The following is a 14,493-nucleotide window of genomic DNA, read 5'->3' on the forward strand; positions in this document are numbered from 1 at the left end:
ATACATTAAATTTGGATGTACGATTTGAGGGGGATAACCGATGAAGGCCGAAGAAGCAAAAATAACGATTGAAAAAAAGATGAAAGAGATGGTGGAGAGGGATACCACCTTATATAATACTTTTTTACTTATATGTTCAGATAAAATGAACATTCATTGGGATATGGCCTATGGACAAAAGATTTACGAACCTATAAATGCTGAGCAACCGTACCATACTGCAAGCGTGGCTAAAACATTTACAGCTTTAATTATTGCTTTATTGGTGGAGAAGGGGAAACTCGACTATCAAGACTCCATCTCAAAGTATGTAGATAATGATTTAATAAAGGATTTGCATATCTATAAAGGAAAAGACTATTCCAAAGATATAAAGATTGAACACTTAGTTAGTCATACGTCCGGTCTCGCGGATTTTTATGAGGATAAACCACGCAACAGTAAAGCTTTTTTTGATATTTTATTGGATGACCCCTTACGTTTTTGGACACCACAAGAGACTATTCAGTGGACAAAAGAAAATTTAAGTCCTCAGTTCCCACCTGGAAAGAAGCTACACTATACGGATACAGGATTTAATTTGCTAGGGTTAATCATAGAAAGTGTTACGGCAAGACCCTATCATGAAATTCTTCACGAATATATCTTTCTTCCGCTAAATATGCATCATACGTACTTAGCAGATTATTCTCAACCTGCTATAGAAAATAATGAAGCTGTAGCAGCGATTCATTTGCAAAAAAGAAAGTTAGAAATAGAGCAATACTGTAGTTTTAGTAGCATATATGCAGGGGGACATGCGATAAGCACATCAGATGATTTATTGAAGTTTATGAAGGGGCTAGTAGGAAATAAGTTAATGTCAAAAGAGTCATTGACGAAAATGATGCAATGGAAAAAAATGTGGATAGGCGTTGATTACGGTTATGGATTGATGAACGTACACATGCTACCATTGACTGAAAAATACAATGTGTGGGGACATTTAGGATCTATTGGGTCTTTCATGCTCTATAATCCTGTTATGGATGTATACGTCATCGGAAATTTTAATAAACAAGGTTATTTAATGAGAACCATGCGTTTTATTCTAAGTACCCTTCGTACGTTGGATAAGATAAAGTAAAAAAGCCTAGTTTTTGGTTTTTTCAATTAAAAGATATAGCACCCTATAAGGGAGACATTACAAGATGTCTATCTTATAGGGTGTGTAATTTTTTAGATTAAATAAACGGTTATCAACTAAAACGATCTACTAACTCGTGCATTCGTTCTGCTTCTGTGTGCAGCTCCACAGAGGAGTGCATAATCGAAGTGATTGCCGACTTTTGTTCATCAATCGAAGCATTAATTTGTTCAGTAGCAGCTGCGGATTGTGTAGCTACACTAGCAATCTCACTAATAGCATTAACAACAATAAGTCGATTATCTGCCATTTCATTCATACCCTGATCGAGGGAGACGAGATGAGCAGTAATGCCTTCAATTGAATCTGATAAAAATGTAAAGGCATCTTGTACTTCGCTTATTGACGTAACCTGACCTTGAGAAAGCTGGAGCGTATGCATCATCTTCGAATCGGAATTTGCTGTATCTAATTCAATTCGACTCAATAAATTTTTTACACGGTTAGTCGCTTCGTTTGTATCTTCTGATAGATTGCGCACCTCTTCCGCTACTACTGCAAACCCTTTCCCATGTTCACCTGCACGCGCAGCTTCGATGCTTGCATTCAATGCCAAAAGATTCGTCTGTTCAGAAATAGATGTTATTGTCTGTACAACATTATGGATTTCCTTCATTTGCCCCATTAAACTAGAGAAATTTTCTCTTAGTCCTTCAATCACTTGTGTAAATTCATTTGAATTTTGCTGTAACACTTCTACTTTTTGTCGTCCATTTTCTTGCGATTGATTAATGATATCCATTTTTTGTGTGATCTCAGCATATTCTTCAGTGGCATTTGATATCAGAGAGGACAATTTTTCAACTTTACTAATTGCCATTTCAGCTTCTTCCGCTTGGATAACAGCCCCTTTAGAGATTTCTGTGATGGCCTGGTGAATTTCGTCCGCTGATGCAGTCGTTTCCTCTGTGATCGCGCTGAGCATTTCAGAGGATGTCCTCATTTGTGTAGAGCTGTCTTTGGTATTGCGAACCATTTCATTTAAACTATGCTTCATATCATTAACGTTATTAGCAAGTATCGCTAATTCATCATTTGTGATAATCGGAATATCTTCGCTCGTCAATTTCCCTTTCGCAATATCTGAGGTCATCACCATAATTCGTCTTATAAATGAAGTCATTCTATCCGAGAAGAACCAATAAAGAGCAACACCAATAATTGTTGCAAGTAATGTCATTCCTAGTGAGTAATATTGAATATTTTTAATGCCTGCATTGAAATCCATTTCATAGGTACTGGCAACTATAATCCATCCCCAATGATCATCCTTTGCAGCATATGTAATCTTCGGTGCTACTACATCAGGGTTTGTCGGTAATGCCCAATCGTATCGGATGTAACCACCCCCTGCATTTGCCTCAGCAATCAATTCCTGCATAAAATAACGTCCGTCCGTTGTTTGATAATCAATGACATTTTGTCCGTCAAGGGATGGATGAGCTTCTATCATCCCGTCATCTTTTAAAACATAAAAGTAGAAGTTTTCACCGTATTTAACAGGATTATCAATAGATCTTTGATTATCTTCTATTTTTTTGCCAACAATTTGTATTCGGGCGCTTTCCTGTGCTTCTTCTAACGTTAGATTTCCCTGTTGAACTTGTTCATCCAACGTTGCAATTACTTCCATTAGCCCTAAAGTTCCGTTTTTAAGACTAAGTCGTCCTACCTCATCAATTTCATTTTTCGCTACAAAATAATTGACAGATCCTACAAGGACTGTAGGGATTAAGATGACGATAATGGCTAAGCAGACGAGTTTGTTACGTACTGATTTCATCATGGACATTCCCTCCGTTCTTTTAAAAGAGCCAAAATATGTATTTATACTTTTGTTTAATTATAGTATAAAAGATACGAATAAAATATAATTTATAGAAAATTCCGAAAATAAAAATTAGCGTATTTTGCTATTTAAAATAAAGAAAGCCCAAACGAGAAATGAAATTCTTGTTTGGGCTTATCTAATATTAGTGTTAATATACTTTATCACCGTTAAAGATTGAGTTTTTCACGATGACATAATCTACATTTCGAATAGCCTCCAGCTTGTTGCCACCTGCATAAGAAATAGATGATTGAAGGTCTTGTTGCATTTCGATTAAAGTATCTTTTAGACTACCTTTATGTTCTACGTACATTTTTTTACCTTCAACGTTTTTCTTTTCACCTTTTTGGAATTCAGAAGCAGAGCCAAAGTATTCTTTCACTAATTTACCGTCGATTTCAATTGTTTCGCCTGGTGATTCCTCATGACCTGCAAAAAGGGAGCCGATCATTACCATTGAAGCACCGAAACGCACTGATTTTGCAATATCGCCATTAGTACGAATACCACCGTCAGCGATGATTGGCTTTGTAGCTGCTTTTGCACACCAACGAAGTGCTGCTAACTGCCAACCACCAGTACCGAAACCAGTTTTGATTTTTGTAATACAAACTTTACCAGGTCCGATGCCTACTTTAGTAGCATCTGCGCCAGCGTTTTCAAGTTCACGTACAGCTTCAGGTGTACCAACATTCCCAGCGATGACAAAGCTATTTGGTAACAGCTTTTTAATGTGCTGAATCATTCGAATCACAGCATTTGAATGACCATGTGCAATGTCGATTGTAATAAATTCAGGTACTAAGCTAACAGTTGCTAGCTCTTCTACAAATGTATATTCTTCCTCTTTTACACCGATGCTAATTGAAGCGATTAAACCACGGCCTTGCATTTCTTTAATGAAATCAGCGCGTTTTTCTGGGTTGAAGCGATGCATAATATAAAAGTAACCGTTTTCAGCAAGTTTCACAGCAATACTTTCATCGATGATTGTTTGCATGTTTGCAGGTACGACGGGAAGCTTAAATGTGTGTCCACCTAGCATAACAGAAGTATCACATTCTGAACGGCTTTCTACGATACATTTTGCGGGAATTAGTTGAATATCCTCATAGTCAAATACGTTATCCAATATATACACTCCTAAAATACGAATATTTTTAAAGAATTATTTTAAATCGTTCGTCATTTGGTAATTTACATCATTTTTAAGGAAATGTCAAAGTTTTGATCAAAATAACTAAAAAATTTACTTTAGATGTGAAGAAATCATAAAGTTATTTAATTCTAACTCCAGAAATGTTAAAATTAACAGTTTATCTAGGATCTACGGAATCACAATGGTGAAAGGTCGTCACAAGAGGAAATAAAGCCAAAAGAGTATCTATCCCTATTTAATGGATAGGTACTTTTTTGGAATAAAGCATCCCGTTGAATAAGATATTTTGTTTACCCTTCAACAATTGCAAGATATTTATTTATTTTTCCTTCAGATTCAACGATTAAAATATCACCTCGTTCTTTGGTGGAAAAAATCTTTGTACCAACAGGAAGTTTATTCGACATCCCATCTTTAAAATCTGTATTAGCATTATTTTTTGTTTTTATTTCACCGATTTGAACATCTTTTGTTAAAGACAATTCTTCAACCCAATCAATATTAGTTTTGTAGATAACTCCATCATACTGAAAAATATCAGCATCAGAATCTAATGTTAAAACTTCTTCGGCATCGATACTATCAATTGATACTGTTGTAGTTCCCCCTTGAATATTGCATCCTGCAATCATAAATAAAGCTAATGCAATCAAACCATTGAATAACCTTTTTACTTTCAATCCACTCACCTCCTTTATATAGACGTGAATTTTCTGCCAAAAGTTACATATTCAACCAAACTGCATTGTTAGTTCAATTATTCTTTAAAGGACTTTATTGTAAATTAAACAACTTTAATGTTACTTAATATTAGAGACATGAAAGGAACGATTTACGGTTTATTAAAAAGATTTCTTTCTAGTTCAGCATTGAAATTTATTTTTATGGATTAGACAAGAAAACTCATGATTTCAGCCGTGAGAGTTTCAAGAGGACTAACTACTTGTTTTGTGAAAGAGTTTAAAAGTTCAACTTAGAATTTGGCATATGGTTAATCGCCAATGTACAATAGAATTGTTTCTAAAATGACAAAGGAGTGTTGGAAATGGCAGTAGAGGTGTATTTAATATTTAATGGAAATTGTCGAGAAGCTGTCTCGTTTTATGAGAAAGTTTTTAATACGGACAAAGCAGAAATCATGACATTCGGTGATTCACCACAAAATCCAGATTATCAATTGCCAGAGGAAGCAAAAGATCTTGTTATGCATACGCGACTTTCGATTTTGGGTAGCAATGTAATGTTTTCAGATACTTTTCCAGGCTCGCCGTTTACAGTTGGAAACAATGTAACATTAGCCCTTGTCACAAATGATGAAGCTCAGTTACGATCAGCCTACGAGGGGCTTAAAGAAGGTGGCAAGGTCACGATGGAGCTGCAAGAGACCTTTTGGAGCAAATGCTATGGCTCTTTAACTGATAAGTTTGGAATCGAATGGCAACTTAGCCACGAAGAAAGAATTTAAACATAATAGGAAAAGCACGATGAAGAGGGAAATACCCTGCACATCGTGCTTTCTTTTTGTTATGGAAATGATTTTTTTGTATTTGATAACGTAAGGTATAGTTACCATTTAGGCTACAGCGCTATATTCTCCGAGGTTGCTTAGATTCCTTGAGCAAAAATGCTCCAGCGCATTTGTTCTTAGTATTTAAAGCGTTTTACAAAGGTTTGTAATTCATCGGACATATCGAGAAGTGATTTAGCAGCCGTAGCCATTTCTTGCATAGAGGACAATGTTTGCTCAGTTGAAGCAGCGACCTCCTCTGAAGCAGCAGCATTAAGTTTAGCATGGTCTGTAAGCTCTACAGCGGTTGCAGTTACTTCTTCAACTACCGCTGACATCTCTTGGGCAGAAGCTGATATATCCTCCATTTTCGGTGCAATATTACGTAGACTTTCTAAAATGTTCGCGAATTTTTCACTTGTATCTTGAGTGAGTTGCAAGCCGTCTTGAACATCTGTAGAAGCCTTTATCATTGTTTGAACAGATTTCGCAGTATCTTGCTGAATCCCTGTAATCAATGAAGAAATTTGCTCAGCAGATTGATGAGATTGTTCAGCTAATTTTCGTACTTCATCGGCAACAACTGCAAAGCCCTTACCATGTTCTCCTGCTCGAGCGGCTTCAATGGCTGCATTAAGTGCAAGTAGATTCGTTTGGTCTGAAATGGCACTAATAATCTCTAAAATCGAACCGATTTCTTTTGTTCTATCGTAGAGTGATTTGATCATGAAGTCGGATTGTGCAACAGATTCATTAATAGAAACCATTTGGTTAACGGTGCGCTCTACAGATTTACCACCTTCTTCTGCCTGCAAAATGGCATGATTAGAAAGATCTGAAACCTGCATGGAGCTATCTGCCACTTCAACAATTCCTTTTGCAATTTCTTCAACAGAAATGGCGTTTTGATCAATACCCGTTGTTTGTTTTTCTGCACTAATAGCCACCTGTTGCATGGCTTGAGTAACTTGTTCGGAAGAAGCGATATTTTGCTCAGCATTTGCAGATAATCCTTGTGCTGACATTTGTACATGATTGGAGCTTTCATCAACGTTACGAATGAGTTTTTTTAGACTAACCTTCATTGAAATAAACGCCTGACTAAGCTGTCCAATTTCATCTTTTGAATGAACATCAATAAACTCTGTGAGATCGCCCTCACTAATGTTTAGGGCACTTTCTTTTAGTCGATTAATCGGTTTGACTATGCTTTGTATCATATAAAGCATAAAAATAATACCAACAGCAATTGATACGATAATGATGATTAAATTGATATTAAAGGTTGTGGCAGCAGCTTTCGTTGCCTCAGCGGAAAACATTGTCCCAACAACCTTCCAACCTGTCAGCTTATTTGTCATAAATTGTAGCTGACGATCATTTTCAACAACAGTACCGCTCTCTTTTTCATAGATCTTCGCTATATAGTTTTCGCTAGCTTCCATACCACTTTCTTTATCAGCCTGGGCAATATAAATTTTATTGCTATCTAAAAGTGAAGCGAAACCAGTTTCTCCAATGCGTATATCATTCGTGATGGTGCTTAATGTGGAAATATTGAGATCCAAGCCGATTACACCAGAGCCGTCTTGTAAAGCTTGTGTAATGGTAATAACCATATCACCTGAAGTTTGTGTAATATAGGGTGCTGTAATGGTTACTTGACCTTTGTTCTCTAATGCTTGCTTATACCAGGGTCTTGAACGAGGGTCAAAATCACTAGGGTATTCCTGAGCCGGTTCATCCAATAGTTTGCCATCATCGGTGCCCACATAAATCAGCTCGACCTCGGGATGCATATTGACGTATTCGTGTAATAGCGATTTAAGCTCAGAAACTCTCGCTTCTTGTAAATAGGATTGATTGAGCTTTTTTGTAAAATATTGAACGTCTTCAACTTTCGGTTCAATGGTGTTTGTAATATTAGTATTGAGCATGCGGATACTTTCAGCAGTGCTTGCTTGCTGTTCCTTCAAAATTTGCTTGCCAGCACTATGATAAGAAACGATTCCTACAAGTAGTGTAGGGATAATAAGCATGGCCAAAAATGAAAAAATGAGCTTTTTCCTTAAACTTAGTAATTTCACTTGTTTGTTCCTCACTATTATTATGATGTATGGTGCTATATTTTTCCCTAGAAGGAAATAATACCACTAATTCATTTTAACAAAGATAAAATTAAAAGGAGATAAGTATTTTAAGATAGAGTTACAAAATTGACAGAAGTTACCCTGAAAATAAGTTGAAATGGTCCTAAAACAATGATTTTTATAAAGAGAAATTTTGGTAGCCCCAACGCGAAGTAGTAATAAAAAGAATAGATGATGAAAAAAACTGAATGATTTAAGCTTTTTGTGTGAAGGATAACTAGCAGATTGCGTTATACTAATGCTCAAAGGAGGAGGGATTTATTATGATTCAACAAATCGGACAAGTCATGTTATATGTAAATGATCAAGATGCAGCCGTAAAGTTTTGGACAGAGAAAATCGGATTTATCGTCGTAGCTGAACAGGAAGAAGCGGGGATGAAATGGATTGAAATTGCGCCATCTAAAGGGGCGCAAACGAGCTTCGTTCTTCACAATAAAGAAGTGATTGCAAAAATGCAGCCGGAATTAAATTTAGAGACACCCTCTATCATGTTTTACGCGGATAATCTAACAGAGATGTATCAGGATTTTCAGACAAAGGGCATAAAAGTTGGAGATTTAGTAATGATGCCAATGGGTAGAGTTTTTAATTTTGCTGATCACGAAAATAATTATTTTGCATTAGTTGAGAAACAATAACAAAAAAACGGCTCATATAGAAGCCGTTTTTTTTTATGTTAAATCCTCCCCGTAAATTGCCGCCATTTGTCTTTCAACGACAAATTCTATGCCATTCCATTTTAGAACATTTTCAATATAACCTAAACCGTCAGCGTGGTATCTACCTGCTATCGCCTGAAAAGCTAAAATTTCATATGTTCCGTCGCGATCAAAATCAATTGGGTATAATCCGCTAATTGGATCGACCCATCCTTCAATCGGTTGTTTCAATGTCCCATCTTTATTATAAATCTCAGCTAAATAATCCTGTCCTTTGTATTGTAAATCGAGAATATATCGTTTTTGGGGATTCATGCTTCGGACAGAGGCTTTATAGTTGTCTTCATAGTTTACTGTATACTTTAACGTATTATTAAAAGACTCTGTATCAAAAATAGAGCGCACTTTTCCATTAATCGATGAAAAGATTTCTCCATTGATAATACCACCACTACCACCGGTATCAGATACAGATAAAATATCTTCTATATGATTACCAGTAAAATCGCCTAGGAAAATAGTCGGATTATAGCCCAAATTCTCTTTCAACATTATTTGTTCAAATTGCCGTGTTTGTCCGTAAAAAATTGTGAGTGTTAGATTTCGCCAAAGGGGACTGTCCGGCGTTTTAGTGCCCATTAAAAAAACTGTTTCAAATAAACCATCCCCGTTGATGTCGCCAAATTTCGTTTGTATAATTTGAGGGGCCATAGGCTGATTAGCAGTAATAGCTGGTGATGGATTTATATTATTGGTCATACATACACCTCTTTCTTTAGTTTTAGCATATGTTGTGAATACAGCTTGGTGCATAAAACAACAAGCAATTATCGAAAAACCATTATTCCGCGGGAAATTTATTGGGATTATGACTTGTAAAAATACCCCTTTACAAACCTTTCTCCATCGCATTCTTTATCTTCACGCCCAGTTCGTATTTGGACACCAGAGAAAAGTGCAACAATGAGCATTCAACTAAGTGCCTATAGGGATTTGAGTAATGGCATGAATATAATTAAAAACCTACAATACTTATAAAAAAACTTGAAATTAATTATTGACAATTTAACATGTTGAAAGTATCATAATGTCAATGAATCAGAAAATTCAGCACCATACATAATCTCACTATTAAATGTAGGTAGAGATTTTTTTTACACCATTAATTCTTAGTAAATATATATGTTTTATATAATTTAGGAAGAAGGAGATTTTTTTGAAGGATTTATTTATTAAAACAAAACAACAGCATCACTGGTTAGAGCAGCTAGCATCGATTGCAGAGCCAATTAAAGCTGAAGCTGCAGAGGTCGATGAACAATCCCGTTTTCCTTTTGAAGCACATAAGTTGCTTTTGCAAATTGGTTACCCAAAATTAACATTACCGAAAGAATATGGCGGTGAAGGATTATCCGTTTACGATATGGTACTCATTCAAGAGACATTAGCTAGTTATGACGAAAATGCATCACTTTCTTTGGGCTGGACATTAGGTGTTGTTGGTGAAATATATGAAAAAAAATTATGGTCAGATAACTTACTGGAAGCATTTGCGCTGGAAGTGAAAAAGGGTGCTATCGTGAATAGAGCTGTAAGTGAAGCAGCTACTGGCAGTCCAACCCGGGGTGGTCGTCCAGGTACAAATGCTGTGGCGACAACAGGTGGCTGGCTATTAAATGGGCGTAAAATATTTACGACGGCTTCACCGGTGCTTGATTACTTCTTAACTTCTGCTTGGATTGAAGAAAAACAGCAAATAGGTTTCTTCCTCATTCATAAAGATGTGCAAGGTGTTTCTATTGAAGAAAACTGGGAAATGTCTGCGATGCGTGGCACAAGTAGTCATGATTTAGTGTTAAAGGATGTAATTGTCCCTAAGGATTATTTAGTTGAATTGCCGAATCACCCAAGCGGAGGTAAGATAAACGGCTGGATTTTACATATTCCAGCAACTTACTTAGGCATTGCACAGGCTGCTAGGGACTATGCGTTGCATTTTGCCATTCATCACCAACCAAATAGTTTAAATGCGCCTATTAGTACATTACCAAACGTGCAACAGCTTTTAGGTGATATTGAGTTAAAACTTCATCAAGCTCGCTTTGTCCTTTATGGCGTAGCGGAGGCTTATGATGATCCTGCTAGACGAAATACTTTAATGAATGAAATGGCAGTTGCGAAGCACACGGTTACGAATATTGCCATAGATATCGTGGATAAGGCGATGCGTGTAGTAGGGGCAAAAAGCTTACAACTTACAAATCCACTGCAACGCTATTATCGAAATGTGCGCGCGGGATTACATAATCCACCGATGGATGATATGACAATTATCAAATTAGCAACAGCTGCTATTGAGCAACAAAAATTAAATGAAAATCAATGATAACAAGGGGAAATGAAATATGTTTATACAAAAGAAAAAAGTATGCCAATTTGCAGCTATCGGATTAGCTTCAATTGCTATTTTAGCTGGCTGCAATTCAGGAGAAACTTCAAAAAAAGAAGCAGAAGATGGCGATAATATTCGTACAGTAAAGGTTGCTTACGATCAAGCATCTAAGCCTATTAGTTATATTGATGATAATGGAAATCCAACTGGCTATGATGTGGAAGTAATGAAGCTAGTAGATGAATTATTACCAGAATATGAGTTTGAATATGTAGGGACAACAAGTGATGATTTACTAATCGGTGTTGAGCAAGGGAAATACCAAGTAGGGGTAAAAAATGCATTCTTTACACAGGAACGCACAGAAAAGTTTATTTTCCCGAAAGAGTTTTTAGGGTTAAGTAGTGCAGGCTTAGTTTTACGTAAAGAAGACGAGGGCATAAAAACATTGGCAGACTTTGCAACAAAGGGCTATTCATTAGCACCAATTGCTGCAAACAATGCGCAGTATACAATTATTGATGAGTACAATAAAGCAAATCCGAACAATGAAGTGAAATTACAAGCTGGAGATGCTTTCACTGTCGATGTCGTGCAATGGGTAAATGAAGGACGTGTTGACGGTGGTGTAATGATTGAAGGTCCGTTCAAACAGCAAGTATTAGCAGAAGATGGCCCATACAATAATTTAAAAGATGAAGTAGTTTATAACGAATTCTCAGTGATTAAAACATGGCCTTTGTTCAATAAGAAAGAACAAGAATTTGCAGATGCCTATGATAAAGCTGTAGCACAAATTAAAGAGCAAAAGAAAACAAGTGAATTAAGCACAACGTTTTATGGCCGTGATTTATTTGAAGTGTTAGAAAACGTAAATCGATAGTTAATGAAAGGCTGTTGAGTCAGTAAACTCAGCAGTCTTTCTTAATAAAAGGAGCATGAAGGCAATAGTGAAAAAAAGCTGTCTTTACGCTAAATATTTGTAAAAGTTGGTGAGGAAATGGATAAGTATTTTGATGCTTCGTATATTTGGAACGCTATTCCCGTATTATTGCCATTTTTAAAAGTAACCTTTTTAGTAGCAGGGTCTTCCATAGTACTAGGCACATTGTTTGGCTTGCTATTAGCAGCAGCAAAGTTAAGTTCACTAAAAATATTAAAAATAGTAGCAAATTTATATACAACTATTATGCGGTGTACACCATCTATCGTCCTATTATTCCTCGTGTATTATGGCGTGCCTGCATTAGCAGAAAACTTCGGCTTAAATCTCCATTCGATTGAAACAGCCTTCTTTGTCGTTGTAACGTTCACATTGCAGTTCGCAGCAATTATGTCCGAAGTCATTCGCTCTTCTTATTTGGCGATTAATAAGGGGCAATTTGAAGCGGCTGTTAGTGTAGGATTAACGCCATTTCAGGCATATCGCCGTATTATTTTTCCGCAGGCACTTGTCATCGCATTGCCGAACTTTGGAAATGGCATGATTGCGTTATTACAGGAGGGTGCACTTGCTTACACAATTGGTTTAATTGATATTGTAGGGAAGGCAAATTTAATGATTGCGAGCAATATTAATGCACATGCTCTCGAAATATATATAGCACTAGCAATCGTTTATTGGGTGCTGTCTATTATTATTGAAAAATTCTTTACTATGTTAGAAAAGTTTTTCAGCAAGGGTAAAAGGACATTAGAAACAACGTAAGGAGGCGTCATCGTGAATTATCAATTTTTGTTGGAAACATTTTTTGTAGCATTATCAGGTGTGCCTATTGCGCTTCTTGTGACGATTGTTGCTTTACTCGTTGCTCTACCACTAGGATTTTTACTCGCCTTAACACGTATTAATAAAATTCCTGTCATTCATCATTTTGCGAAGATTTACGTATCTTTTGTTCGAGGTACGCCAATCATCATTCAGATCTTCATCATTTATAGTAGCGTTCCATTATTACTGAAAATTATTTTTGAAAAATATAATATTGCCTATGATATCTATAAAATCAATCCTATTTGGTATGCATTTTTCGTATTTGCTTTTAGTACGACAGCAATTTTAATAGAGGTATTCCGTTCGGCATTGGGTACCATTGAAAAAGGCCAATTAGAGGCAGCCCATGCAATTGGTGTAACAACATTCCAAGCATATCGTCGTATTATTATTCCACAAGCTCTAGTAGTCGCTATGCCGAATATTTGTACAGCAACAGTCAATCTCATCAAAGCAACCTCTCTGGGGTATGCAATGTCTTTACCAGAGATTACATTAAAGGCTAAAGTTGCAGCGAATGTTGGCTACAATTACGTAGAAGCATACATTGATATTTTCATAGTGTACTTAATTTTATGTAGTACAGTTGAATACATCTTTAAACGATATGAAAAACATTTAAGTAAATTCAAAGTGGCGAATGCCTAAGGGGTGAAGCAGCATGTTAGAGATAAAAAATATTCACAAATCATTTGGTGACAATGAAATTTTAAAAGGTGTCGATTTATCAATTGATAAGGGTGATGTGGTTGTTATTCTAGGCCCAAGTGGCTCAGGTAAAACAACATTACTTCGTTGCATTAACTTTTTAGAAAAAGCCGATCAAGGGCATGCGACGTTTGGTGATATCGATGTGGATTTTCAGAATGTAAAAAAGAAGGATGTTCATGCTATTCGACAACGTGTAGCTTTTGTATTCCAAAATTATAATCTTTTCACCAATAAAACTGCGTTAGAGAACGTTACTGAAGGGCTTATTATCGGTCGCAAGGTAGCCAAGGCTGAAGCTATCGAAATTGGGAAAAAGGCGCTTGATAAAGTGGGACTTTCAGAAAAATATGATGCTTATCCAAGTCAGCTATCAGGTGGACAGCAACAACGTGTAGGTATTGCACGTGCTGTGGCATTAAATCCAGATATTATTTTATTTGATGAACCGACCTCTGCACTTGACCCCGAGCTAGTAGGAGAAGTGTTAACTGTCATGAAGAACATCGCCACAGAAGGTACGACAATGCTTGTGGTCACACATGAGATGGGCTTTGCTAAAGATGTGGCAAATCGCGTTATTTTTATGGATGGCGGCGTTGTTGTAGAGGAAGGCAGTCCACACGATATATTCGTCAGTCCGAAAGAGGAGCGTACAAAGAAATTTTTAAAGCGTGTTATTCCAGAGGATTATACATTCTATATTTAATAAAAAAGTGGGGCTATTGAAAGCCCCTTTCAGATTGAAGACAAACTTTATTTCGAACAGGAGTCGAGTAGCCTTCCACTCCAAACAACGATAGCGTAGAACTTTTATAAACTTTATGCATTTCAAAAGTGAACGCTATGGCTACTCGCCATAATCGGACAGAATAGACTTATGACAGTGACGCGAATGTACATATGCTGTTACTGCAGCTATGTTTTCGAATTTAAAAGCATTTGTTGCTGACGCTTCGCTTTCGCACAGACAAACCATTGATGCTGACGTTTCGTTTTATCATTATAAATTAGAGTGACATGCAAAAAGATACATACTAAGTGAAGCGGCTCATCGGACGCCCCCAGGAAAGCGCTCAGTCGGAACGGAAATCAACCTACTCGTTCGAAGAGCCATACTTTAT

General features: G+C 36.6%; 13 protein-coding genes. 8 read left to right on the forward strand and 5 right to left on the reverse strand.

The features are described 5' to 3' along the window. Positions 1 to 40: 40 nt before the first annotated feature. Positions 41 to 1,126 (forward strand): serine hydrolase domain-containing protein, encoded by a 1,086-nt coding sequence (locus ACQKII_RS15100; protein WP_427460593.1) that lies wholly within the window; start codon positions 41 to 43, stop codon positions 1,124 to 1,126. Between the two features lie 112 nt (positions 1,127 to 1,238). Here the strand turns inward: ACQKII_RS15100 and ACQKII_RS15105 are convergent, their stop codons facing one another. The 3 genes from ACQKII_RS15105 to ACQKII_RS15115 all read right to left on the reverse strand — a co-directional run bounded on the left by ACQKII_RS15105 (position 1,239) and on the right by ACQKII_RS15115 (position 4,865). Next, on the reverse strand, positions 1,239 to 2,972 hold the full coding sequence (locus ACQKII_RS15105; RefSeq protein ID WP_427460595.1) for a methyl-accepting chemotaxis protein: 1,734 nt from the start codon (positions 2,970 to 2,972) through the stop codon (positions 1,239 to 1,241). Between the two features lie 193 nt (positions 2,973 to 3,165). Further along, the gene (gene guaC / locus ACQKII_RS15110) at positions 3,166 to 4,149 is read right to left on the reverse strand and encodes a GMP reductase (RefSeq protein ID WP_427460597.1); all 984 of its coding nucleotides are present in this window, start codon (positions 4,147 to 4,149) and stop codon (positions 3,166 to 3,168) included. Between the two features lie 317 nt (positions 4,150 to 4,466). Then, positions 4,467 to 4,865: a hypothetical protein gene (locus ACQKII_RS15115; RefSeq protein ID WP_427460599.1), complete on the reverse strand. Its 399-nt coding sequence runs from the start codon at positions 4,863 to 4,865 to the stop codon at positions 4,467 to 4,469. Positions 4,866 to 5,221: 356 nt separating this feature from the next. On the opposite strand from ACQKII_RS15115, the gene ACQKII_RS15120 reads away from it, so the two are divergent. Next, on the forward strand, positions 5,222 to 5,641 hold the full coding sequence (locus ACQKII_RS15120) for a VOC family protein (protein WP_427460600.1): 420 nt from the start codon (positions 5,222 to 5,224) through the stop codon (positions 5,639 to 5,641). A gap of 179 nt (positions 5,642 to 5,820) precedes the next feature. Here ACQKII_RS15120 and ACQKII_RS15125 read toward each other — a convergent pair whose 3' ends face one another. Beyond that, positions 5,821 to 7,770, reverse strand: a complete 1,950-nt coding sequence (locus ACQKII_RS15125; RefSeq protein WP_427460601.1) for a methyl-accepting chemotaxis protein — start codon at positions 7,768 to 7,770, stop codon at positions 5,821 to 5,823. A 326-nt stretch (positions 7,771 to 8,096) separates the two neighbouring features. On the opposite strand from ACQKII_RS15125, the gene ACQKII_RS15130 reads away from it, so the two are divergent. Further along, entirely contained in the window at positions 8,097 to 8,474 is a 378-nt protein-coding gene (locus ACQKII_RS15130; protein WP_143996754.1) for a VOC family protein, read from the forward strand. A gap of 33 nt (positions 8,475 to 8,507) precedes the next feature. Here ACQKII_RS15130 and ACQKII_RS15135 read toward each other — a convergent pair whose 3' ends face one another. Beyond that, a complete protein-coding gene (locus tag ACQKII_RS15135; RefSeq protein WP_427460602.1) occupies positions 8,508 to 9,254 on the reverse strand; it encodes a hypothetical protein in 747 nt (248 codons plus the stop codon). A 457-nt stretch (positions 9,255 to 9,711) separates the two neighbouring features. On the opposite strand from ACQKII_RS15135, the gene ACQKII_RS15140 reads away from it, so the two are divergent. The 5 genes from ACQKII_RS15140 (at position 9,712) to ACQKII_RS15160 (ending at position 14,078) form a co-directional block, all read left to right on the forward strand. Continuing rightward, positions 9,712 to 10,881 (forward strand): acyl-CoA dehydrogenase family protein, encoded by a 1,170-nt coding sequence (locus tag ACQKII_RS15140; RefSeq protein ID WP_427460604.1) that lies wholly within the window; start codon positions 9,712 to 9,714, stop codon positions 10,879 to 10,881. Between the two features lie 19 nt (positions 10,882 to 10,900). Next, positions 10,901 to 11,770, forward strand: coding sequence for a transporter substrate-binding domain-containing protein (locus tag ACQKII_RS15145; RefSeq protein WP_427460606.1), 870 nt, complete (start codon positions 10,901 to 10,903; stop codon positions 11,768 to 11,770). 117 nt (positions 11,771 to 11,887) lie between these two features. Beyond that, on the forward strand, positions 11,888 to 12,595 hold the full coding sequence (locus tag ACQKII_RS15150) for an amino acid ABC transporter permease (protein ID WP_427460608.1): 708 nt from the start codon (positions 11,888 to 11,890) through the stop codon (positions 12,593 to 12,595). A gap of 12 nt (positions 12,596 to 12,607) precedes the next feature. Further along, a complete protein-coding gene (locus ACQKII_RS15155; protein WP_427460610.1) occupies positions 12,608 to 13,309 on the forward strand; it encodes an amino acid ABC transporter permease in 702 nt (233 codons plus the stop codon). A gap of 13 nt (positions 13,310 to 13,322) precedes the next feature. After that, positions 13,323 to 14,078, forward strand: a complete 756-nt coding sequence (locus ACQKII_RS15160; protein WP_427460612.1) for an amino acid ABC transporter ATP-binding protein — start codon at positions 13,323 to 13,325, stop codon at positions 14,076 to 14,078. Positions 14,079 to 14,493 lie beyond the last annotated feature (415 nt).

Origin of the sequence: Lysinibacillus sp. NPDC048646 (assembly GCF_050272295.1) — a bacterium.
In the GTDB taxonomy this organism is placed as follows: Bacteria; Bacillota; Bacilli; order Bacillales_A; family Planococcaceae; genus Lysinibacillus.

What these genes read in the sequence shown, in the direction of transcription:
- ACQKII_RS15150 (WP_427460608.1), top strand. Translation starts at nt 11,888, where the DNA reads ATGGATAAGTATTTTGATGCTTCGTATATTTGGAACGCTATTCCCGTA.
- ACQKII_RS15120 (WP_427460600.1), top strand. Translation starts at nt 5,222, where the DNA reads ATGGCAGTAGAGGTGTATTTAATATTTAATGGAAATTGTCGAGAAGCT.
- ACQKII_RS15130 (WP_143996754.1), top strand. Translation starts at nt 8,097, where the DNA reads ATGATTCAACAAATCGGACAAGTCATGTTATATGTAAATGATCAAGAT.
- ACQKII_RS15145 (WP_427460606.1), top strand. Translation starts at nt 10,901, where the DNA reads ATGTTTATACAAAAGAAAAAAGTATGCCAATTTGCAGCTATCGGATTA.
- ACQKII_RS15160 (WP_427460612.1), top strand. Translation starts at nt 13,323, where the DNA reads ATGTTAGAGATAAAAAATATTCACAAATCATTTGGTGACAATGAAATT.
- ACQKII_RS15135 (WP_427460602.1), bottom strand. Translation starts at nt 9,254, where the DNA reads ATGACCAATAATATAAATCCATCACCAGCTATTACTGCTAATCAGCCT.
- ACQKII_RS15100 (WP_427460593.1), top strand. Translation starts at nt 41, where the DNA reads ATGAAGGCCGAAGAAGCAAAAATAACGATTGAAAAAAAGATGAAAGAG.
- ACQKII_RS15105 (WP_427460595.1), bottom strand. Translation starts at nt 2,972, where the DNA reads ATGATGAAATCAGTACGTAACAAACTCGTCTGCTTAGCCATTATCGTC.